Annotated in this window: 17 protein-coding genes; 9 read left to right on the top strand and 8 right to left on the bottom strand. The window is 68.4% G+C overall.

The window, feature by feature from the left end:
• Positions 1–18 precede the first annotated feature (18 nt).
• Positions 19–1,839 (top strand): glycoside hydrolase family 35 protein, encoded by a 1,821-nt coding sequence (locus MOX01_RS16710; protein WP_141370642.1) that lies wholly within the window; start codon positions 19–21, stop codon positions 1,837–1,839.
• Between the two features lie 265 nt (positions 1,840–2,104).
• Entirely contained in the window at positions 2,105–7,294 is a 5,190-nt protein-coding gene (locus tag MOX01_RS16705; protein WP_141370640.1) for an endo-alpha-N-acetylgalactosaminidase family protein, read from the top strand.
• Positions 7,295–7,701: 407 nt separating this feature from the next.
• Here MOX01_RS16705 and MOX01_RS16700 read toward each other — a convergent pair whose 3' ends face one another.
• The 5 genes from MOX01_RS16700 to MOX01_RS16680 all read right to left on the bottom strand — a co-directional run bounded on the left by MOX01_RS16700 (position 7,702) and on the right by MOX01_RS16680 (position 12,284).
• Positions 7,702–8,622, bottom strand: coding sequence for a carbohydrate ABC transporter permease (locus tag MOX01_RS16700; RefSeq protein WP_052748586.1), 921 nt, complete (start codon positions 8,620–8,622; stop codon positions 7,702–7,704).
• Positions 8,619–9,596 carry a carbohydrate ABC transporter permease gene (locus MOX01_RS16695; protein ID WP_127011708.1) on the bottom strand — a complete coding sequence of 326 codons (978 nt, stop codon included), beginning with the start codon at positions 9,594–9,596 and terminating at the stop codon, positions 8,619–8,621. The genes MOX01_RS16700 and MOX01_RS16695 overlap by 4 nt, the downstream gene beginning before the upstream one ends.
• A 90-nt stretch (positions 9,597–9,686) precedes the next feature.
• Positions 9,687–11,000, bottom strand: a complete 1,314-nt coding sequence (locus MOX01_RS16690; protein WP_046746513.1) for an ABC transporter substrate-binding protein — start codon at positions 10,998–11,000, stop codon at positions 9,687–9,689.
• A 196-nt stretch (positions 11,001–11,196) separates the two neighbouring features.
• Positions 11,197–12,018, bottom strand: coding sequence for an MOSC domain-containing protein (locus MOX01_RS16685; RefSeq protein WP_141370638.1), 822 nt, complete (start codon positions 12,016–12,018; stop codon positions 11,197–11,199).
• A gap of 80 nt (positions 12,019–12,098) precedes the next feature.
• Positions 12,099–12,284: a DUF3073 domain-containing protein gene (locus tag MOX01_RS16680; protein ID WP_029259537.1), complete on the bottom strand. Its 186-nt coding sequence runs from the start codon at positions 12,282–12,284 to the stop codon at positions 12,099–12,101.
• 150 nt (positions 12,285–12,434) lie between these two features.
• Between MOX01_RS16680 and MOX01_RS16675 the strand changes: the two genes are divergently transcribed.
• Positions 12,435–12,980, top strand: coding sequence for a universal stress protein (locus MOX01_RS16675; RefSeq protein WP_058631648.1), 546 nt, complete (start codon positions 12,435–12,437; stop codon positions 12,978–12,980).
• A gap of 150 nt (positions 12,981–13,130) precedes the next feature.
• Here MOX01_RS16675 and MOX01_RS16670 read toward each other — a convergent pair whose 3' ends face one another.
• Both MOX01_RS16670 and MOX01_RS16665 read right to left on the bottom strand, forming a co-directional pair.
• Complete coding sequence (locus tag MOX01_RS16670) at positions 13,131–13,757, bottom strand: PadR family transcriptional regulator (RefSeq protein WP_046746510.1); 627 nt, start codon at positions 13,755–13,757, stop codon at positions 13,131–13,133.
• On the bottom strand, positions 13,754–14,593 hold the full coding sequence (locus MOX01_RS16665) for a DUF4097 family beta strand repeat-containing protein (protein WP_141370636.1): 840 nt from the start codon (positions 14,591–14,593) through the stop codon (positions 13,754–13,756). Before MOX01_RS16665 ends, MOX01_RS16670 begins: the two co-directional genes overlap by 4 nt.
• Before the next feature lie 228 nt (positions 14,594–14,821).
• Here MOX01_RS16665 and MOX01_RS16660 point away from each other — a divergent pair, with 228 nt between their 5' ends.
• The 3 genes from MOX01_RS16660 to MOX01_RS16650 all read left to right on the top strand — a co-directional run bounded on the left by MOX01_RS16660 (position 14,822) and on the right by MOX01_RS16650 (position 17,002).
• The gene (locus MOX01_RS16660; RefSeq protein WP_230977974.1) at positions 14,822–15,637 is read left to right on the top strand and encodes a MerR family transcriptional regulator; all 816 of its coding nucleotides are present in this window, start codon (positions 14,822–14,824) and stop codon (positions 15,635–15,637) included.
• 145 nt (positions 15,638–15,782) lie between these two features.
• Positions 15,783–16,157 (top strand): hypothetical protein, encoded by a 375-nt coding sequence (locus tag MOX01_RS16655; protein WP_046746508.1) that lies wholly within the window; start codon positions 15,783–15,785, stop codon positions 16,155–16,157.
• 5 nt (positions 16,158–16,162) lie between these two features.
• Positions 16,163–17,002: a nitroreductase family protein gene (locus MOX01_RS16650; protein ID WP_058631650.1), complete on the top strand. Its 840-nt coding sequence runs from the start codon at positions 16,163–16,165 to the stop codon at positions 17,000–17,002.
• Here the strand turns inward: MOX01_RS16650 and MOX01_RS16645 are convergent.
• Positions 16,971–18,497, bottom strand: coding sequence for an FAD-dependent oxidoreductase (locus MOX01_RS16645; protein ID WP_141370634.1), 1,527 nt, complete (start codon positions 18,495–18,497; stop codon positions 16,971–16,973). The two genes, MOX01_RS16650 and MOX01_RS16645, sit on opposite strands and share 32 nt — an antisense overlap.
• An 87-nt stretch (positions 18,498–18,584) precedes the next feature.
• On the opposite strand from MOX01_RS16645, the gene MOX01_RS16640 reads away from it, so the two are divergent.
• From MOX01_RS16640 to MOX01_RS16630, 3 genes are all read left to right on the top strand, one after another.
• The gene (locus MOX01_RS16640; protein ID WP_141370632.1) at positions 18,585–18,959 is read left to right on the top strand and encodes a fluoride efflux transporter FluC; all 375 of its coding nucleotides are present in this window, start codon (positions 18,585–18,587) and stop codon (positions 18,957–18,959) included.
• Positions 18,956–19,315, top strand: coding sequence for a fluoride efflux transporter FluC (locus MOX01_RS16635; RefSeq protein WP_113681462.1), 360 nt, complete (start codon positions 18,956–18,958; stop codon positions 19,313–19,315). Before MOX01_RS16640 ends, MOX01_RS16635 begins: the two co-directional genes overlap by 4 nt.
• Before the next feature lie 175 nt (positions 19,316–19,490).
• A complete protein-coding gene (locus tag MOX01_RS16630; RefSeq protein ID WP_141370630.1) occupies positions 19,491–20,759 on the top strand; it encodes an ABC transporter substrate-binding protein in 1,269 nt (422 codons plus the stop codon).
• The last annotated feature ends 75 nt before the right edge of the window (positions 20,760–20,834 follow it).

Here is a 20,834-nt window from a genome sequence, read left to right as displayed (position 1 = left end):
ACTCGTACTTGGAGCGCTATGCCTGACCTTCTCGCCTCGGCTGTCGACGCCGCGTCCGTTGCCGTCGACACTCGGGCCGCCGTGCCGCCGATCGGCGCTCCCGCCCTGTCCTGGCGCGACGGGGAGATCCTTCGCGACGGCGTCGCGCACCGCATCATCGCCGGTTCGATCCACTACTTCCGGGTGCATCCCGACCAGTGGGAGGACCGCCTCCGCCGCCTCGCCGCGATGGGCGCGAACACGGTCGACACGTATGTCGCGTGGAACTTCCACGAACGCGTCGAGGGCGATGTGCGCTTCGACGGCTGGCGCGACATCGAGCGTTTCATCCGCCTCGCCGGAGAGGTGGGCCTGGATGTCTTCCTGCGGCCGAGCCCCTACATCTGCGCGGAATGGTCCAACGGCGGCATCCCGTTCTGGCTGTCCGGCCGCGTGGCTGCTCTGCGCACGAGCGATGCCGACTTCCTCGCGGCCGTCGACGCCTGGTACGACGAGCTGATCCCCCGCCTCGTCCCGCTGCAGGCTGCCCACGGCGGACCCGTCGTCGCGATTCAGGTCGAGAACGAGTACGGGTCGTTCGGCAGCGATCCCGCCTACCTCGCGCATCTGCGTGACGGACTGCGCCGCCGCGGGATGGTCGAGATGCTCACGACCGCCGACGGCATCACGAGCGACATGATCGAGCACGGCAGTGTGCCTGGGGCCATGGCGACATTCACTTTCGGCACCGGTGTCGCGAAGGCGGTGGAGCTGCGTCGTCACGGCGACGCGCTCATGTGCAGTGAGCTGTGGGGCGGGTGGTTCGACCACTGGGGGGAGCGGCACCACGTGCGTTCGGCCGCGAGTGCCGGCGGCACCATCGAGGAGCTGCTGCGTGCGGGCGGATCCGTGAGTCTCTACATGGCGCACGGCGGCACCAACTTCGGCCTCTGGAACGGTGCGAACCACGATCAGGTGCTGCAGCCGACCGTCACCAGCTACGACTCGGATGCGCCGATCGGCGAAGACGGCACCCTCGACGAGAAGTTCCATGCGCTCCGAGCGATGTTCGCGCCCTTCCATGCAGCTGCTCTTCCGCCTGTGCCCGCGGCGCCGCGGCGGCAGGGTGCGGCGACCGCAGCGCTCGACCGTCGCTCCTCCCTGAGCGAGCTGGTCTCCTCGCTTCCCACGTCAGGCGAGGTCTCGCCGCGACCACGCACCTTCGAAGAGCTCGGCGCCGAAGACGGGCTCGTCGCCTACGAGGCCGACGTGTCCTTCCCCGCCGATGCGACGCTCACTGTCGACGGACTGCACGACCGGGCAGTGGTGTTCCTCGACGGCGCTCGGCTCGGCGTGCTCGAGCGTGATGGCGAGACGTCTCTGCCCCTGCCGCGCGAAGGTGGCGTCGGCCGGCTCGTCATCGTCGTCGAGAGCCTGGGTCGCATCAACTACGGCCCCTACACCGGCGAGGGCAAGGGCATCATGCGTGGCGTGATGATCGGTCGCCGACTGGTCAACGGGTGGACGCATCGACTGATCCCGCACGACGCTCCTGCGGCGACCTCTCCTTCCGCCGACCCCGCCGCCGACGGGGTCGCCGTGGCCTCGTTCGATATCGCCGAACCGCTCGACGCCTGGCTCGCATTTCCCGACGGCTCGAAGGGCATGGTCTGGTTGAACGGATTCCTCCTCGGCCGGTACTGGAAGATCGGACCGCAGGAGACGCTGTACGCACCGGCGCCGCTGTGGCGGACGGGCCGCAACGAGATCGTGGTGCTCGACACCGACGGACTCGGCGCGACGGTCGAGATCCGCGAGCAGCCCTCCTTCGGCGAGACCGAGGAGTTCATCGGCTCCTGACCGCTCTGCTGCTGCTCCGAGACCCATCCTCCGCGCCGAGACCCATCGTCTCAGGCGGCTGTGAGGGTGGGTCTCGGCGCGGAGAATGGGTTTCGCTGCCGCAGCACTTCGAGGCATGTTTGCGCTCGCCTGGCGAAAAGCCTTGATATAGGCGACCACGTGCGCTTACAGTGATAGCGCAAACATCGATGTGGATCGTCGATGACCAATTGCGGCGCACCGGGGCGTCCCTCCTCCCGACGTCGCTCCGATCGAGAGGCAAGACGTGTCGAAACCTTCCCGACCGCCCCGCGCCGCCGTCGCTCTCAGCTCCGTGCTGGCGACCGCGCTCGCAATCGGCGGTGTGCTCACCCCGGCGACGGCCGCGCAGGCCGCCGACCTCGTTCCGGTGCCCAAGACCGACTATCGCCTGCACGCGGTCTCGAGCGAGTCGGACCCCTATCCGGCGCCGCCGTCGCTCGACGGCACCGCGCTGGGGGCGTTCGACGGCGATTTCGCGACGCAGTGGACCTCGCGGTACTCCGCGAACGCCCCGTTCCCGCACTGGATCGTCGTCGACCTGCAGCGCTCGCTCTCGGTGAAGGCCCTCGACTACTCGGTCAAGAAGGGTCAGGGCGTCGCCGCCAAGACGGTGGAGGTCTATGTGACCGATGACGCGGATGTCGCGCGCAACTCTCCGGCCGACGGCGGATGGGGAGCGGCCTCGGCAACGGCGACGCTGCACGCACCGACGGCGAACGACGAGAAGCAGCGCATCACCCTGGACTCCGCCAAGGACGGCCGCTACGTGGCGTTGCTCGTGATCGACGCGCAGGGCACCACCGGGGGAGGCGCGGGTGAGATCGAGGTCCTCTCCGACGAGCCGCTGCCTCCGATCGTCACCGAACCGGAGACGCCCGACACCGACGAGACCGTCGAGATCGCCGCCGGCGGTACGACAGCCATCGTGTCGACCGAGTTCCCCCGCATCACCGGATACCGGGTGGGCGGGGAGAGCATCGCCGGCCAGCGCAGCTCCGCGAAGACCTGGTCGGTGAACGGCACCACCTATCCGTCGACGACCACCTCGACGTCCTCGGCGACCGGGGTCGACTACGTGTCGACGCTCACCGGCATCGACGTGACCGTGCGCAGCAGCATCCGCGTCGCGAAGGACGGGACCGTCGGGTTCGAGGTCACCGCTGTCGAAGGCGGGGCCACCGTGACCACGCTCGGACTCCCGGACAACGCGTTCCTCTCCGTGAGCGCCGCGGATGCCGGTGCAGCGCTCGACCGCACCGTGATCAGCCCCGACAGCACGAAGAACGCCGACGAGCACATCGCGGTCAACGCCTCGACGGCCACCGGCCAGAAGGGGGCGGCCTTCGCCTTCCTGGGCAACGGTGCGCTCGTCGGCAGTGTCATCACCAACGCGACGACGCAGGCATCCGGTGGCACAGCCTCCTGGAACACGCGCCTGACCACGCGCGTGACCGAGACGGCGGGACGCACCGCTGAGATCGGATCCAGCGCCTGGCTGATCCACCCGACCACCGCCGTCGACAGCCGCGTGACCACCTACGCGCTGCCGAAGGTCACGGTGCTCCTCGCCGCCGACCGCAACGGTGACGCGGCGGTCGACTGGCAGGACGCGGCGATCCGCTACCGCGAGGTCGACACCCCGCGTCTCGGCGCCGACCGGGTCGCAGAGCGCGTCGTCAGCAGGATCCCGTTCAACTTCGCCTCCAGCGCGACGAACTACTTCGACCTCACCCTCGACAACACCAAGCGCATCGCGAACCAGACCGACGGCCTCGGACAGTGGGTGCTCAACAAGGGCTACGGCAGCGAAGGCCATGACTCCGCGAACACCGACTACGGCGGGAACTACAACGAGCGCGCGGGTGGGCTGACCGACCTGAACAACCTCGTCGACGAGGGGGCGAAGCTCAACGCCGACATGAGCGTGCATGTCAACGCCACGGAGATGTATCCGCAGGCGAACGCGTTCGACTCCGCGATCATCGACGGAGCGGCGCCCTACAAGCCGGGCTGGAACTGGCTCGACCAGTCGTACTACATCAACCAGCAGGCCGACCTCGGCACGGGGCGCGTGCTCGACCGCTTCCAGCAGCTGCGCGACGAGGTCCCCGGCCTCAGCGGCGTCTACATCGACGTGTACTACTCCAACGGGTGGGTCGCCGAGGAGCTCGCGGACGAGCTGAACGGCATGGACCTCGAGGTCGCGACGGAGTGGGGCGACAAGTTCGTCGACAGCACGGTCTGGTCGCACTGGCCGAACGACCTCAGCTACGGGGGCGTGACCAACAAGGGCATCAACTCCACGATGGTGCGCTTCATCCAGAACGGGCAGGCCGACGTCTGGAACAACGACACCCTGCTCGGCCAGCAGCGTCTGGTCGACGCCGAGGGATGGGTCGGCAACCGCAATTGGGACGGTTTCATCGACAACATCTGGACGCAGAGCCTGCCGACCAAGTTCCTGCAGCACTTCGACCTGTTGACCTACGAGGCCGGTGCGGAGGCGACTCTGACCGATGGTGTGGCCGTGCGGATGGACGGCAGCACCAGGGTCGTCACCATGGACGGCGCGACGGTGCTGCGCGGCGACTCCTACCTGCTTCCGTGGCAGTCGCTGGCGTCGAACCAGGACGCCGGCTCGCCCGTCGATGCCGACAAGATGTATTTCTACTCCGCATCCGGCGGCGAGAAGACCTTCGGTCTCACGGACGCGTTCCGGGGCAACACCACCTTCGATGTCTTCGAACTCGGTGACCAGGGCCGCGTCAAGGTCGGTACGGCCACCGCGAACGGCGGTGAGCTGACGCTCAGCGGTGACAAGGGCGCGGCCTACGTCGTGGTGCCGCAGGGCGGCGCACAGCGCGCGGCGGTCGAGTACCGCGATGCCGGTCTCGACGACCCGGGGTTCAACTCCGGTTCGCTCGATGTGTGGAACCCGCAGGGCGATGTGACGATCGAGCGCACCGACCTCGGCGGTGCGAAGAACGAGTCCCGCGGCGACAACATCGCCGTGTTCGGCCCCGCTGCCTCGTCGATCTCGCAGACCGTGACCGGGCTCACCCCCGGCCAGCGGTACGCGTTCTCGGCTCAGGTGCAGATCGATCCGACCGCGACACGTGACGTGAGCGTCTCGGTCGACACCGGCTCCGGGGCGGTGACGCGCACGTGGAACCTCTCCCCGACGTACAACTACATGCGCGCCGACTCCAAGGCGGGCCAGTACTACCAGCGCGGCTCGACGTCGTTCCTCGCTCCGGCGTCCGGTGAGGTGAGGGTCTCGATCGGTGCCGTCGCCGGCGACGCGAAGGTGCGCATCGACAATGCCCGCGTCACTGCCGACACCACCGGCCCGTTCGCACCCGGCACGGTGTACTCGAACGACTTCGAGGGCAACGAGGTGGGTTGGGGACCGTTCGTGAAGGGCGACGCCAACGGCATCGACGACCCGCGCACGAGCATCTCGCGCCGGCATGACCCGTACGCGAGCAGCGAGTGGCGCAACACCGCCAAGCCGTTCGATGCGGGTCCCCTCGCCGGTCTGGCCGTCGACACGACGCTCAACGGCGACCACTCGCTCATGTCGCACTCCGAGAACAGCGGGGTCGTCTACCGCACGGATCCGACGCTCGTGCCGCTGCAGGCCGGGCACTCGTACCGCATCGGATTCGACTATCAGGCCGGCGCGAGCGGGGCGTACCGCTGGCTCACCGGCACCGATGCGGTGGCGGGTGGCAAGGTCACCTCGACCACGCTCAGCCGCACCGGCATCACGCAGGCGTTGGAGACGACGCCGTTCTCGCAGGACGTGATCGTCGGCTGCGGCGACTACACCTGGGTGGGACTCGAGCGCGTGGGCGGACTGGACGTGGACTTCGTCTTGGACGACTTCACCGTCACCGACCTCGGCCCCACGGCCGGCGGCACGCCCTGCGCGACCGTCTCGGGCGAAGCGGGCGTCCTGAGCCCCGGGGCACAGACCGCGTTCACGACCACCTTCACCAACAGCGAGTCGATCGCCGTGGAGAACATCGGCGTGCAGCTCGAGGTTCCGGAGGGCTATGTGGTCGAGGTCGCCGACGGTTCGTCGAACCTGTTCGACGAGGTCGCGGCCGGCGACAGTGTGGAGACCACCTGGCTGGTCACCGCGCCGGCAGAGGCGGCGGGTACGACGGTCGGCATCGGGATAGCGGCGACGTATCTCGCCGACTGCGATGTGCGTACGGTCAGCACGACCCAGGAGGTGTCGGTGTCCTCGCGGGCACGCATCCCCAACGCGCAGATCTCCGCGACGGCGAGCTCGGAGGAGACCTCGGGCGAAGACGGCGCTGCCGCGAACATGCTCGACGGCAACGCCGGCACGTTCTGGCACAGTCGGTGGAGTTCGGCGGCCACCTCGTACCCGCACGTGCTGACGTTCGACCTCGGTGCTGCCGAGCAGGTCGACGGCATCTCGTACCTGCGTCGCGGTGCCAACCAGAACGGACCCATCAAGGGATACGAGGTCGCGGTGTCGACGGACGGACAGGCGTACACACCCGTCGCCTCGGGGGAGTGGAAGAACGTCGCCGAGTGGCAGGACGTGGACTTCGCGGAGACCACGGCTCGCTACATCCGCGTGACGGCGCTCTCGTCGATCTCGGGAACACAGTTCGCCGCAGTCGCCGAGATGGCCGTCTACGGATCCTCTGCACCGCGGGCCGGCCACGCCCCGGCGACCCGTCCTGCGGATGACCTGAGTGCGTGCAACCCGGTGATCGACCCGAAGCTCGGGCTCGACAGCGACACGGTGCGCGCCGGCGAGACGGTGGGCATGGCGCTCACGGGCTTCGCGCCGCGGTCGACGGTCTCGGTCTGGCTCGACGGCTCCGGACTGACGGAGGCCACGGTCGATGCGGAGGGTGCGTTGACGACGCGGCTGCTGATCCCGACGAACACCGAGGTCGGGAAGCACCGGGTCATCGTGCGGGATGCGGCAGGCGCCGAACTCGCGAGCGCACCGTTGAAGGTCAAGAAGGCGAAGCCGGGGAAGAAGGCGACCGTCACGGCCTCCATCGGCTCTGTCTCCGCCGGCGCGACGCTGACGGTGCAGCTGCGCGGCTTCGAGGCCGATGCGCTGGTGCAGCTGTGGCTGCACTCCGAGCCCGTGCGGATCGGCGAGGTGACCGTGTCAACAGAAGGCGACGCGGTCGCGACCGTCACGATCCCGGCGTCGACACCGGCTGGCAGGCACGCACTCGTCGCGACCGATGCTCAGGGTGTCGAGCTGGCTCGGGGCGACCTCGCCGTCACGGCTGCGATAGGCAGCGGTGGAAGCGGCGGAAACCTCGCGACGACCGGTGCCGACGGCGCGATCTGGTCCGGGGCGGCGCTCGCGGCCCTGCTCGCGATGGGCCTCGGCCTGACCCTGTGGCTGCGGAGGCGCCGCCACAGCTGACCCCTCGCGTGATGAGCAGAGGCGGTCCGGGAGCATCCCTCCCGGACCGCCTCTTTCCGTGTGTCACGGTGCCGGCCCGCTCTCCGTGTCGGGAGGAGTTCGCCTCGTCGAGAGGAGCTCTCCGTGTCGGGAGGAGTTCTCCTCGTTGGGCGGTGGTCTCCTCCCGCAGTTGCCGCCGGTTGAAGAGCTCTCCTCCCCACGAGGACAGCACATGCAAGGGGCCTGCGGCGGGCCGGGCCATGCCCACCCTCCTCGGGCCCTCCTCAGGCCCACCCTTACGGAAGGACTTCTCCCCGTCGGGAGGAAGATCACGGGCGCAATCACCTCCCCACACGCAGAAGTCCGCCCTCGGCGCAGTGCCGAGGGCGGACGGGGTGCCGTGCGGGGGCCGACGGGTGGGGACCGGATCAGCCCTTCACAGCGCCGGCGGCGAGGCCGGAGCGCCAGTACTTCTGCAGGGCGAAGAACAACAGCACGAGCGGGATGACTCCGAGCAGGGCGCCGAGCATGACGGCTCCCTTGTCTGGGGCGAAGTAGCTCACCATCCCGTAGAGCCCGAGGGTCACGGGCTTCAGATCCTGACTCGAGATCATCATGAGCGGCAGCAGGAAGTTGTTCCACGTGGCCACGAAGATGAACAGGAAGATCGTCACCATCGCCGGACCCAGAAGCCGCATCACGATCGTGAAGAAGATGCGCGCCTCGCCGGCACCGTCGATGCGGGCGGCTTCCAGCAGTTCGGTCGGCACCGACGACTGGGCGTAGACCATTCCGAGGAAGACGCCGAAGGGCGACACCGCAGACGGGATGATGATCGCCCAGACGGTGTTGGTGAGTCCGAGCGCCTGGAACTCGATGTACAGCGGAACGGTCAGCAGTGCGACCGGGAGCAGGAGCCCCGCCATGATGACACCCACCGCGATGCGCTTGCCGGGGAAGGCGAACTTCGCGATCGCGTAACCGGCCATCACGGCGAACAGGGTGCCGATGACGCCCGCGCTCACGGAGTACAGCATCGAGTTGCCGACCCACCGCCAGAAAAGGCCCTGTGTCCAGTTCATGAGGCTGTCGTAGTTCGTGCCGAGGTTCCAGTCGGCGAACCAGAAGCCGAAGGTCGACGTGAGGTCGGTGTTGTTCTTTGTCGACGCGACGATCAGCCAGTACACGGGCACGAGGAAGTACAGCGTGGCCACGACGAGCGCGACGATGCCGAACGCCCGAGCGGCCGGTGTGGGGGCGATCGAGGGTGGCGGGGCGTCCACGTCGCGCGGTCTGCGGGGCCGTCGGCGCGGGGAAGCTCCTGTGGTGATGAGGCGCGTGGTGGTCATGCGTCGCCCTTCCGGCGCTGCAGCAGCGCGTACACGATCGCGAGCACACCCGCGATCAGAGCCATGAGCAGGGAGTATGCCGATGCGGGGCCGCTGCCGGACGGCGAGATCTCGCCCATCATCGTGTTGTAGGTGAGCATCATGGGCGTGAAGTCCTTGCCCATCCACGAGTTCGCGGCCTGCAGCACGACCGGCTCGTTGAACAGCTGGATGGTGCCGATGATCGACAGCAGCACGGCGAGCAGCGCGGCTCCCCGCACGAGCGGCACCTTGATGCGCATCGAGATCTGGAAGCCGGACGCGCCGTCGAGGCGCGCGGCCTCGTACAGGTCACGGGGGACGGCCTGCAGTGCTGACAGGAAGATGAGCATGTTGTACCCCGTGTAGGTCCAGGTCGTCATGTTCGCCATCGAGAACAGGATCGTTCCCGGCGCCATGAAGTCGGTGCCCTCGGGGAGGAACGGCAGGAAGGGTGAGACCTCCGGGGTGTAGAGGTACAGCCACATCATCGCCGCGATGATGCCGGGAACCGCGTAGGGGAGGAAGAAGGAGAGCCGGAAGAGGGTGGGACGGCGCACGATGAACGAGTCCAGCAGCAGGGCGAGTCCGAGGGCGACGAGGATCATCACCGGGATCTGCAGCGCGGCATAGAGCACCACGCGACCCATGCCGGTCCAGAACGCCCCGTTGGTCGCGGCGGTGATGAAGTTCTCCAGACCGACGAACGTGTCGACGAGCTCACCGCCGCCGTAGAGTCCGTCACCCGCGGGAACCTGTGCGAAGAACGACGACCGGATCGACACGATGATCGGGACCAGGAAGACCAGTACGAACAGCACCGCGAATGGCGTCATGAACAGCCAGCCCGTGAGGCCTTCCCTCCGGGTTCCGAACCGGCGTCTGCGGGCCGGATCCGTGGGGCTGCGCGGCGGAGCTTCCGGTGCCGCGCCCCGCGTCTCGGTCACTGTGACCATGGTGTCGCCTCTCGATGTCAAGACGACGGCGGAGTGCACGATTGCGCGTGCACTCCGCCGTCGATCATCCGATGATGCCTTCTCGCCCGGTCACTCCGCGACCGGGAGGCCGAGGTCCTTCAGAGAGGCCACTGCCGTGTCCTGCGCCGTGGTGAAGATGTCGGCGACCGTCGCGGTGCCGGCCACGGCTGCCGCTGCGGTCTCGTTCATCTTCGACAGCGTCGAGAAGCCCGGCGCGTAGGGGAAGTCGGGGTTGAGGTTCTCGGTGGCGGTGCCGAGCTCGGCGAGCACGTCCTGTCCGCCGAACTGGCGCAGCATCTTCTCGGGGGTCTCCACGTCGCCCTTCGCGGCCACGACGAGGCCCTGCGACGCGAGGTCGTCGACCTGGGTGTTGAACCAATCGTTGAACTCCATCGCCTCGGCGGGGTGCTCGCAGCCCTTCATGACCGAGACACCGGAACCGCCGTCGGGGCCGCTCATGGCGCCGGCACCGAAGTCGGGGAGCTGGGCGACGCGCCACTGTCCTTCTGCCGGGGTGCCGTCGAGCGAGTCGAGGAGGAATCCGGCCTCCCATGCCGCGCCGACGTGGCCGATGAGGCTGCCGTCGTTGAGGGCGGCCGTGAAGCCTTCGCCCCAGCGCTCGGTCGCGAGGGTCTGCTTGCCGTCGAGCAGGCCCTGCCAGAACGCGGCGACGCGCTCGGAGCCCGCACCCTCGGCGTCGACCTTCCACTCGTCGCCGGCGGTGCTGAACCAGGTGTCGCCTGCCGCAGCCGACTGCGCGGCGAGCCAGTTCTGCGCCTCATCGGGGGTGAACGCCGTGACGTACTTGCCGGCAGCCGCTGCCGTGGCGGAGTCCGCCGTCAGGTCGTCGAGCGTCTTCGGGGCATCGAGCCCGAGCGCCTGGAACTCGGCCTCGTTGTAGAAGTACACGAGGGGTCCGGTGTCCTGGGGGAGGCCGACGATGGCGTCGCCGACCTTCATGCCACTGAAGGCTCCGGCCGAGAAGTCGTCCTCGTACTTCTTGGCCTCGTCCGCGACGTCCTGCAGCAGACCCTTGACGAACAGCTGCGGCACCTCGGAGTATCCCGTCTGCGCGAGGCAGGGTCCGTTGCCCGCCTTGACGTCGGTCTCGAGCTTGAGGATCATGTCACTCGACTTGCCGTCGAACTTCGTCGCCTTGACCTGGATGTCGGGGTGCTCGGCGTTCCAGCGATCGACGATCTCGGACGTCGGGGTCATGCCCTCTCCATCGGGAAGACGGTGCAGGTACTCGATCGTGACGGGTTCGCCGCCGGCGCCGTCGTCTCCGGAATCACCGGATGAGCAGGCTGCGAGGCCGAAGGCCGACACCGCGCCGACGGCGACGATCGCGGCGGTGCGGGTGAAGCGAGGGGTGATTGCCATGCTGTTCTCCTCTTTGAGGTCATGTTCCTGCGGATCGCCCTGGGCGGGGGATTGGCGTCGTGGCGCCGTCGATCACATGCACATCAAATCAGAAAATGTTTGCGCTCACAAGCCTGAGATGATGACCTCTCGGCCGAAATGGCGATACGGAAAGGGAGCGCTGACATCGAGCAACCCGCCCGTTCGAGCGTGGCGTTCAGCGGGCGAGGAGCTCGTCGCCGACGTGGACGACGCCACCGTGCTGAGCGCCGTCGTCATCCGCGGCCGGCCAGCCGGGGAGAAGCAGCCGTCCGAGGGTCGGCTCCTGTTGGCCGAACGCTCCGGTGAGGGTGGTGAGGACCTTCGCGTCCCGCCGGCCGTCGTCGGGGTTCGCGTGGGTCGCCAGGCAGCGCACGATGGGGCCGGCGGCGCGGAAGCACAGCTCCCCGATGCGCACGTCGTCCGTCCACTCGAGTTCGCTCCACGGGTCGGCGTCATCGATCACGATGTTCGAACGGAATCGCCGATCGTCGATGCTCATCCCGAGCGCCTCGCCCAGTGCGCGGATGCTGCCCCGGCTGTGCACCGAGACGTAGCCGCGCGAGCGGTCCTGGAAGCGGGACGTCTCGCCGTCGCCGACGAGCACGATCGGAAGGCGGCCCGGCCGTCGGAGGCGGCGACCCTCGGGGGTGGCGAGGACGAAGTCGGTGACGGCATCCGCGATCTCCCGGCGCCCCTCCTCGTCGATACCTGCGTCGACGAGTGTCGCACCGGCGTGAACGATACGGATGCGGCGGCTCCCGTCGTCGTAACTCGTGCGCAGAGCGGCGAGCGCGGGGAAATCCTGGAGGGCGAGCCCCTTGGCTTTGGGCCAATAGTCGAAACCGTCGCGGTCCTCCGGCTCGGTCGCGTCTGCGAACCGGAACGCGAGCACGCGATCGCCGTCGACTCTGCCGTCGGACTGCACCGTCAGGGATTCACGTCGTTCGGGCGTGAGGCCCTTGATCGGGTGACGGTAGAGGGCGACGACGCGAGGCATGAGGAGATCCTCTCAGCTGCCGGCCCCGGAGCACGAAGAAACACCCGCACGTCGTGCGGGTGTCACGAACAGAGGGGCGGTCAGGCCTTCTCTAGTTCGTCCTCATCTTCGTCGGCGTAGTCATCTGCCCACTTGTCGACATATGCGTCTTCGTCTGTCGGATGACCCAGCTCGCGCTCGAGCGCGGAGTAGTTCACCGACGGACTGTACGCCTTGAGTTCGCGGGCGATCTTTGTGTGCTTCGCCTTCTGACGGCCACGGCCCATGCGCGAGACCCCCTCACGAGTTAAGCGGCGGGGTTCGAGGCCCGCGGCATTTTTCACGACACCGGATCAAAGCCGGTAAGAGTAGCATTCAGAATAGCACGCGGGTAAGCCCCTCTGGCTGACGCCAGGCTGCTGAAGGGAACGATCTTCATGACCGACGACACCTCCACTCCCTCCGACGAGGCCGCACAGAACGCGGCGCTGCAGAAAGCCGTCATCGTCGGCATGCAGGTGGACCAGGACCGACACGTCATCGACGAGGCCGTGCGCTATGCGCGGTTGCTCGGTGCGCCGCTGGTGGTCGCGCATGTCGACGTCACTCGATTCGTCACGTACGAGGACCCGGACGGCTACGTGCATTCGGCTCCGATCGACATCAACTTCGATGCCGGTGCTGCGGAGTTCGAGGCGGTCGAGGCGGCGGCCGCGGGCATGCTCGCTGGTGCGGACATCACGTGGACGGCGCGGCAGCTGGTGGGAGACCCCGCGCTGGCGATCAAGCAGCTCGCGAACAAGCTCGACGCCCAGCTGATCGTCGTGGGCACTCGCAAGCGCGGCATCGGCGAGTCCATCAGGGAGTTCTTCACCGGGTCGGTCGCCGCTCGTCTGGCCCATCGTCAGCATCGCTCCGTCCTCGTGGTGCCGCTCGGGGAGTCGGTGCCGGACGAGCAGAAGGAGATCTGGCCGGAGAAGTAGTCCGTCCGACCGCACAGAGAACCAGAAAGAAGGTGTCGGCATCCGCGATGGATGCCGACACCTTCTGCGTGGTCGGGCGGGTTCCGTGTGGTCGGGCGGGTTCCGTCTGATCGGGGACTCGGGTCCCGGAGGCTCAGGACCCGGAGCTGTTCACGAACCGGAGCCGCTCAGTGCGACCGTCACGCCGCGGGCTGCGGTATCCAGGGCTTCCTCGAGCTCGGTGACGATCGACGGGGACAGCGTGCCGCCTTTGGCGATGTGGGTGCGAAGGTCGGTGCGCACCCTGGCCCGGAAGGCGTTGATCACGGCATCCGCACGGTGCATCTCCTCGCGGCTCACGAGACGGGAGTCGTCGGTGGCCGTGCGTGGACGGTTCTTCGCCGCGCTCCGCTCGTCCTTCTCCGCCGCTGCCAGATCGGCGCGGAGGCTCTTCATCGCATCCTTGACGCTCTGCCGCACCTCGCTCGCGATCAGTCGTACCGAGTCGGTGAGTCCCGCCTCGATGCCGGCGAGGTCGCCCTCGCGTGAGGCGAGCTCGGCCCGACCGGCTTCGGTGATGGAGTAGATGGTGGTTCGGCCGTCGACGGTCTTGGAGACCAGGCCCTCCTCCTCGAGCTTCGCGAGTCGCGGGTAGATGGTGCCGGCGCTCGGCGTGTAGGTGCCACCGGTGCGATCGGTGAGCGACTGGATGATGCCGTAACCGTGCTGGGGCGCCTCGGCGAGGAGCGACAGCAGATACAGGCGCAGGTCGCCGTGGGAGAAGACCGCGGGGCTCATGCTTCCCACTCCGGGTCGTCGGTGATCGAAGCGGGGGAGCGGCGGAGCACGGTCACTCCACCGGAGACGGAGTTCGCGCGCAGGTCGACGAAGCGCCCCGCGAGTTCCCCGGTGGTGCCGGTGTAGTTGCTGGGGCCCGAGGTGCTGCGCTCGACGCCGTCGATCAGCAGGCGTCCGCTCAGCGACCGGATCACGTAGTTCGCGGCGAGAGACTCGTCCAGACGCACGGTGGTCCCGCCCGAGACCGAGTTGACGGTGATGGTGTTCACGTCTCCTGCGGCATCGACCAGCGTGGAGCCGGAGACGATGTCGACCGTTGCCCGGCGCACGACGCCCGTGACGGCCACGTCGCCCGAGACGCTGTTCGCGCTGATCGAGCCGGTGAGTCCGCGCACCTGCACATCGCCCGAGACGGAGTTCACGGTGAGGTCGCCGATCAGGGTGTCGACGATGATGTCGCCGGACACCGTGTTGAGGCGGGCGTCGTTGCGGAGTCCCGACACCAGGGCGCCGGCGCTGACGACACCGAGGTTCAGGGCGATCGCGCGGGGGACGGCGACGCTCACCTCGGCGCGGGGGCCGCCCGAGCCGAAGTTGCGGAACACCTCGAGGAAGTTGTCCCATCCCAGCTGCGGGTGGTCGATCTCGACCTCGCCGTCGTGGGACTCGATGCGCAGGTCTTTGGTGGTGACGCCGTGCACCTCGATGCGGATGCCCGGTTCGTCGTGGGCGATGATGTCGACCTGTCCGCCGACGAGGCCCACTTTGAGGCGGGTGACGGATTCGATGTCGATGACACGTTCCTCGCCGGGGGCGATGAGCCACTTCTCGGTCATGTCTGCTTCTCCTGGGTTGGGGTCACGATATATCGTGTATTGCCACGATAACACGATATATCTCGTTCTTGTCAAGGGCACTCACCGCTCCCGTCGCGATATGACACCCTGCCGCGCGTTTTCAGCTGACATATCGCGACCGGAGCGTGGTTGACCTTGACGCTGCGTCAACTTCTAGAGTCAGGTGTTGGGCAGAGTCGAGGGTGTTGAGCGAGGAACGGAGGGGCGATGGAGAACGGAGGGGCGATGGAGAAGGACGACTGGTCTATCCAGGAGATCGCGCGGCTGGCGGGTACGACGAGTCGCACGCTCCGGCACTACGACGAGGTCGGGCTGCTGCCGCCGTCGCGCATCGCGTCCAACGGCTATCGGCACTACGACGGGAACGCCCTCGTGCGTCTACAGCGCATCCTGCTGCTGCGGGAGCTCGGACTCGGGCTGCCGCAGATCGCGGAGGTGCTGGGATCGGCATCCAGCGCGGACGCCGGGGCGGTCGAGGCCTCGGCGCTCGAGACCCATCTCGCGCTGCTGCGCGACGAACAGACCAGGCTGGCGCGACAGATCGCGTCGGTCGAATCCACCATCACGGCATTGAGAGGAGGTGAGAACCTCATGGCAGAGAACATGTTCGACGGTTTCGACCATACGAAGTACAAGGACGAGGTCGAGGAACGCTGGGGGAAGAAGGCATACGCCGACAGCGACAGCTGGTGGCGCGGTATGACCGACTCCGAACGCGGCGAGTGGCAGAAGCGGGTGTCCGACCTCGGACGCGACTGGATCGCGGCGGCGGAGAGCGGCATCGATCCGTCTTCCCGCGAAGCCCAGGAGATCGCGCGACGCCACGTGGAGTGGCTCACGGGCATCCCCGGCACTCCTGCGGCCGCGCCCGGAGGAGACGTCAAGGCGTACGTGATCGGCCTCGGCGAGATGTACGTCGCGGATCCGCGCTTCGGCGCGAACTATGCGACGTCGTCCGGCGGCACGCACGGCGCGGAGTTCGTCCGCGACGCCCTTCGCATCTACGCGGACGGCAACCTCTGAGTCGCCCCCTCCGGTCGCGATATGCCAGCCTCAGCCACGGTTTCGGCTGTCATATCGCGACCGGAAGTGCGTCGGGCCCGTACCGAACGGGCGCGCGGGGCGCAAGGGGGCGATCGCAGAGCAGCCCCGGGCGTAGGGTCGGGGCATGGCTCACGGACCCCGGCGCACGAATGCGGCGCCGCTGTTCGTCGCCGCGGCAACGGCGTACGGAGCGAACTGCGCTCTCGGCACGGCCGTCGCGGCGCGGGTCGTCGACACACGGAACTTCCGGTGGCTGCACCACCTGCTGTACATCGCCACGTGCCTCACGACCGGTCTGGCGCTGAGCGCAGCACTGTGGGGCCGCCCGCGCGGACAGAGTCGTCGCGCCGCACTCGCGTTGCTCCCCGTCGCCGCGCCGCTTGCGGCGATCCCGTATCTCGGCACGCACGGTCGACGGCACCCGGTGGTCGCCCTCACGGCCGCACCCTTCATCATCGCGGGGCTGCTGCTCTCGCGGTCCACCGCCGACCGGAAGTGAAACGCATGGAGCTGCTCGACGCCATCCGCCGCCGTAAGACCACGAACGGCGCGTTCCTGCCCGACCCGGTCTCCGAAGAGCATCAGCGCATCCTTCTCGAGGCGGCGGGGCGTGCGCCGTCGCAGCTGAACAGTCAGCCCTGGCGGTTCGTCGTGATCGAGAGCCGGGACACGATCGAGCAGATCGCCCGCATCTCCGGCGAGAGCATGACCGAGGCGATGTCGAACGGCACCTTCTTCGAGCGCTACAAGCCGTACTTCCGCTTCAGTCAGGCCGAGATGGAGGAGAAGCGCAGCGGCATGCTGTTCGACAAGCTGCCCGCAGCGCTCCGACCGTTCACGAGCCAGGTGTTCACCAAGCGCGGCCAGACGCTGATGAACACGTTCGGAGTGCCGAAGACCCTCGGAGCCGAGAACCGGAAGCTCGTCGCGGGATCACCACTGCTGCTGGGCGTCATGCTCGATCGCAGCGAGTACCGACCGGGACAGCTGTCGTCGTTCTACTCGGTGTTCAGCATGGGCGCGGCGATGGAGAACGTGTGGCTCACGACCGTCGAGCTCGGCATGGGCATCCAGTTCATCTCGTTCCCGATGGAGGTGCCGGGGCGGTGGGACGAGATCGTCGAGCTGCTGCGCGTGCCCGACGACCTCGAGCTCATGGCCGTCTACCGGCTGGGCTACCTGCCGCCGGAGCAGCGTCGTCCTGCGATCGACTGGTCGAGCAGCCAGCGCAAACTCGTGTCGCAGTACGTGTTCCGCGAGAACGGGGACACGCCGCAGCAGGGGTGGGACGGCCCGCCCCCTTCGGCCGACGTCACTCCGGGTCCGCCGACGACAGCGGGGTGAGGTCGCGGAGCGCCGGACCCTCGATGCGCGTCCCGTCCGGGGCGAAGCGCGATGCGTGCAGGGGGCAGTCCCAGGTGCAGTCCGCGTCGTTCCAGTTGAGGACTCCGCCGAGGTGTGTGCACACGGCGCCCACCGCCCGGGTCACGCCGTCGACGGTGGAGACCGCGACCGGACGCCCCGCGCGATTCGCGACCACCCCTTCGCCCTCCGCGGGCTGAGGGACCGGCGTGCGGCGCCGTTCCGCGTCCACCCACCCGGAGGCGAGGGCGGCAGCGACCTTTCCGCCCTCCACGGCGCCGCGACCGAGGTCGGCGGGAACCGTCAGGCGCGTGCCGATCGTCGTGACCCAGGTGGGGCGATCGCGCCGCGGTGTGCCGAGAATCTCGGAGGTGAGGCGCTGGGCCGCGGCGGGTGCATTGGACAGACCCCACTTGGCGTAGCCGGTCGCGAAGCGGATGCGGCCGAAGCCACGGGGCATCGCCCCGACGAACGGGATGAGGTCGTGCGACTCGTAGTCCTGTGCCGACCACCGATGCGTCTCCTCGGCACCGGGGAAATGCAGCTGCGCCCAGGCGACGAGGTCCTCCACTGCGGCCGCCTCGCTGTCGGACCGGCCGACCGGATGGCCGTTGCCTCCGACCACGAGCCGGGCTCCGCTGCCTGGGCCATCCGCCACCGTCACGGGACGGATCGACCGGGTGGGTCCGTCGACCGAGAGGAACGTGCCCTCCGGCACATCGCCGGGAACCCGGAACGACACGCAGTACGACCGGAGCCCCCGCACCTTGGCGAAGTAGAGCCCGCGGTCCGTGATGGGCGTGCCGGTCGCGAGCACGATGTGTTCGGCGAAGAGCGGTCCCTGTGCGGTGTCGACGCGCCCGGCGAACGCCTTGGTCCCCGTCGCCCTGACGCCTGTGTGCAGAGTCCCGCCCGAGGCGAGCAGCTCCGCGGCCAGCGCCACCGCGACGGCGACGGGATCGATGGCGACCTGATCGTCCAGCGCCACTGCGGCCGCCACGGGGAACGGGGTGGGCAGGAGCTCGGTGGGCGACAGCACCCTGGTCGGCAGGCCCGCCTCACGAGCGGCGGCATGCTGCTCGTCCACCGTGTCGATGCCGTCAGGGCCCTGGGCGTAGGAATGGTCCGTGTGGCGGGTGAACGGAACACCCGAGAGCTCGGCGAATGCGAGCAGCCATTCCATTCCCGAGCGGTTGGCATCCACGTAGGCGCGCACGAGCTCTGCCGGATGGTGTCGACGGATCGTCGCGAGCTGCGCGCCCTGCAGCAGGGACAGCTTTCCGGTGTTTGCACCGCTGGCGAGCTCGGCGATCCCGCCGGCGTCGATCACCGCCACGTCGAGGCCCGCTCTGGTGAGCATGACCGCCGTCGAGAGCCCGGTGAGCCCCGCGCCCACGATCACGACGTCATGGCGCGCGCCGGACTCCAGAGGTGTTCCGGTCGGCAGGGTCCGGTCGAACTTCCACAGGGGATTCATGCGCTCAGTCAACGCGGCGCGCATCCCGGTATCCACCGCCTTGACATCCGGACGGTCCGCTGTCAGGCGGCGACTACAGTGGCGGACGTGAACCTTCGCCGCATCCTCCTGGTCGCCGCCGGCGGCACGGCGGGAACTGCGGCACGGCTCGGGCTGGGGCTCATGCTGCCGGATGTCGGGGGCTTCCCCGTGGCCGTGCTGGTCGCCAACGTCGTCGGGGCCCTCCTGATCGGACTGCTGGCCGCGCGCCTGCCCGCCACAGCCGAGCTCCGACTCGCGCTCGGCACCGGCGTGCTCGGCGGCTTCACCACCTACAGCGCCTTCATGACGGGCACCCTCTCCCTGTGGGCGGACGCGCCTGTCATCGCCGTCGCCTATGCGGTCGGCAGTCTCACGCTCGGGCTCGCCGCGGCGGCTCTGGGACTGCGTCTCGGTCGGCCGCGCGCGGGAGGGGCATCGTGAGTCCGCTCCTCTTCATCGGTGCAGCGCTCGCCGGAGGGGTGGGCGCGGTGCTGCGCTACCTCGTCGATCTCGGGGTCGCCCGCTTCACGGGCCGCCGTTTCCCCTGGGGCATCCTCCTCGTCAACCTCAGCGGCTCGTTCGCGCTCGGAGTCGTCGCCACTGCGCTGCCCGACGCGGCCTTCCTCCTCGGGGCGGGGCTGCTCGGTGGGTACACGACCTTCAGCACGGCGATGCTCGACACGGTCGCCCTGTGGCGTGACGGAGAGCGCCCGGCGTCGGCCTTCAACGCGGTCGGGATGCTGTTGCTCGGTCTGCTCGCCGCGGCTCTCGGTCTGGCTCTCGGTTCCGTTCTGTAGTCGTCGGGCCTTCCCGCATCGCGCATCCGCCCCCGCGATCGGGCCATTCGCGCGATTCGAACGACTCGATGGTTGCGGGGGTGTCAACCTCGGGGTACTCTCCTTGTTAATCGATTAGCGCTAAACGATTAACAACCGTGAATCCGCGCACCGTGCACTGTCGAAGGAGACACCGATGCCCCGTACGACCCGCCGCGCTCTCGGCGCCATCGCCGCGTCAGCCGCAGCCGTTCTCGCCCTCAGCGCCTGCTCGTCCGGAACCGGGGGAGGGAGCTCGGACGGCGAGGTCACCCTGAGCTACGCCATCTGGGACGAGAACCAGAAGCCTGCGATGGAGGAGATCGCCGCGGCGTTCACGAAGGAGCACCCGAACGTCACGATCGACATCCAGGTCACGCCGTACAAGGAGTACTTCACCAAGCTGCAGACTGCCGCGACCGGTGGTTCGGCGGCCGACGTGTTCTGGATGAACGGCCCGAACTTCCAGCTGTACGCCTCGAACGGTCAGCTCGCTCCCCTCGACGACGGCGGGATCGACGCGGCCGACTACCCGCAGGGCCTGATCGACCTCTACACCTACGACGGGAAGCTCTACGGGGCACCGAAGGACTTCGACACCGTCGCCCTCTGGTACAACAAGGCGCTGTTCGACGCGGCCGGGGTGGGGTATCCGTCGGCGGGCTGGACGTGGGACGACTTCTCCGCCGCGGCCGCGAAGCTCACCGACCCTGCCACGGGGCAGTTCGGAGTCGCGGCAAGCCAGTACGGGCAGGAGAACTTCTACAACTCGATCGCGCAGGCCGGTGGTGAGGTGATCTCCGCCGACGGCACGAAGAGCGGCTACGGGTCGCCCGAGGCACTCGCCGGTATCGAGCTGTGGACCGACCTGATCGCCGCAGGATCGTCGCCCACGGCGCAGCAGATGACCGACACCAACCCCGAGGACTTCTTCCTCTCCGGCAAGGTCGCCATGTTCCAGAACGGATCGTGGGCGGCCATCGCCTACGCGGACAACGCCGACATCGGCGGCAGCGTCGACGTGGCCCCGCTTCCCACCGGAGCAGAGGGCAACCAGAGCGTGATCCACGGCGTCGGCAACGTCGCCAATGCCAAGAGCGCGCACCTCGCCGAGGCCAAGCAGTTCGCCGAGTTCGCCTCCGGCGAGCAGGCGGCGAAGATCCAGGCCGAGACCGGCACCGTGATCCCCGCATTCGACGGCACCCAGCAGGCGTGGGTCGATGCGTTGCCGCAGTACGACCTGCAGGTCTACATCGACGCGCTCGACGACGCCGTCCCCTACCCGGCATCGAAGAACACGTCGGCCTGGACGAGCATCGAGAGCGAGGTGCTCTCGCAGGTCTGGTCGGGGGCGGTCGCCCCGGAGGAGGGTCTCCAGGACCTCGCCGAGCAGATGCAGGCGGCACTGGACGCCGAGCAGGAGTGATCGCATGACCGTCATCGCGCCACGCGCGGTCGAGACGGCGGGGCGGATGCCGGCGACCCCGGCATCCGCCCCCCG

The sequence above is a fragment of the Microbacterium oxydans genome (assembly GCF_006540085.1).
Taxonomy (GTDB): domain Bacteria; phylum Actinomycetota; class Actinomycetes; order Actinomycetales; family Microbacteriaceae; genus Microbacterium; species Microbacterium oxydans.
This window is presented reverse-complemented; position numbering and strand designations above follow the sequence as displayed.

What these genes read in the sequence shown, in the direction of transcription:
- MOX01_RS16710 (WP_141370642.1), top strand. Translation starts at nt 19, where the DNA reads ATGCCTGACCTTCTCGCCTCGGCTGTCGACGCCGCGTCCGTTGCCGTC.
- MOX01_RS16700 (WP_052748586.1), bottom strand. Translation starts at nt 8,622, where the DNA reads ATGACCACCACGCGCCTCATCACCACAGGAGCTTCCCCGCGCCGACGG.
- MOX01_RS16695 (WP_127011708.1), bottom strand. Translation starts at nt 9,596, where the DNA reads ATGGTCACAGTGACCGAGACGCGGGGCGCGGCACCGGAAGCTCCGCCG.
- MOX01_RS16690 (WP_046746513.1), bottom strand. Translation starts at nt 11,000, where the DNA reads ATGGCAATCACCCCTCGCTTCACCCGCACCGCCGCGATCGTCGCCGTC.
- MOX01_RS16685 (WP_141370638.1), bottom strand. Translation starts at nt 12,018, where the DNA reads ATGCCTCGCGTCGTCGCCCTCTACCGTCACCCGATCAAGGGCCTCACG.
- MOX01_RS16680 (WP_029259537.1), bottom strand. Translation starts at nt 12,284, where the DNA reads ATGGGCCGTGGCCGTCAGAAGGCGAAGCACACAAAGATCGCCCGCGAA.
- MOX01_RS16675 (WP_058631648.1), top strand. Translation starts at nt 12,435, where the DNA reads ATGACCGACGACACCTCCACTCCCTCCGACGAGGCCGCACAGAACGCG.
- MOX01_RS16670 (WP_046746510.1), bottom strand. Translation starts at nt 13,757, where the DNA reads ATGAGCCCCGCGGTCTTCTCCCACGGCGACCTGCGCCTGTATCTGCTG.
- MOX01_RS16665 (WP_141370636.1), bottom strand. Translation starts at nt 14,593, where the DNA reads ATGACCGAGAAGTGGCTCATCGCCCCCGGCGAGGAACGTGTCATCGAC.
- MOX01_RS16660 (WP_230977974.1), top strand. Translation starts at nt 14,822, where the DNA reads ATGGAGAACGGAGGGGCGATGGAGAAGGACGACTGGTCTATCCAGGAG.
- MOX01_RS16655 (WP_046746508.1), top strand. Translation starts at nt 15,783, where the DNA reads ATGGCTCACGGACCCCGGCGCACGAATGCGGCGCCGCTGTTCGTCGCC.
- MOX01_RS16650 (WP_058631650.1), top strand. Translation starts at nt 16,163, where the DNA reads ATGGAGCTGCTCGACGCCATCCGCCGCCGTAAGACCACGAACGGCGCG.
- MOX01_RS16645 (WP_141370634.1), bottom strand. Translation starts at nt 18,497, where the DNA reads ATGAATCCCCTGTGGAAGTTCGACCGGACCCTGCCGACCGGAACACCT.
- MOX01_RS16630 (WP_141370630.1), top strand. Translation starts at nt 19,491, where the DNA reads ATGCCCCGTACGACCCGCCGCGCTCTCGGCGCCATCGCCGCGTCAGCC.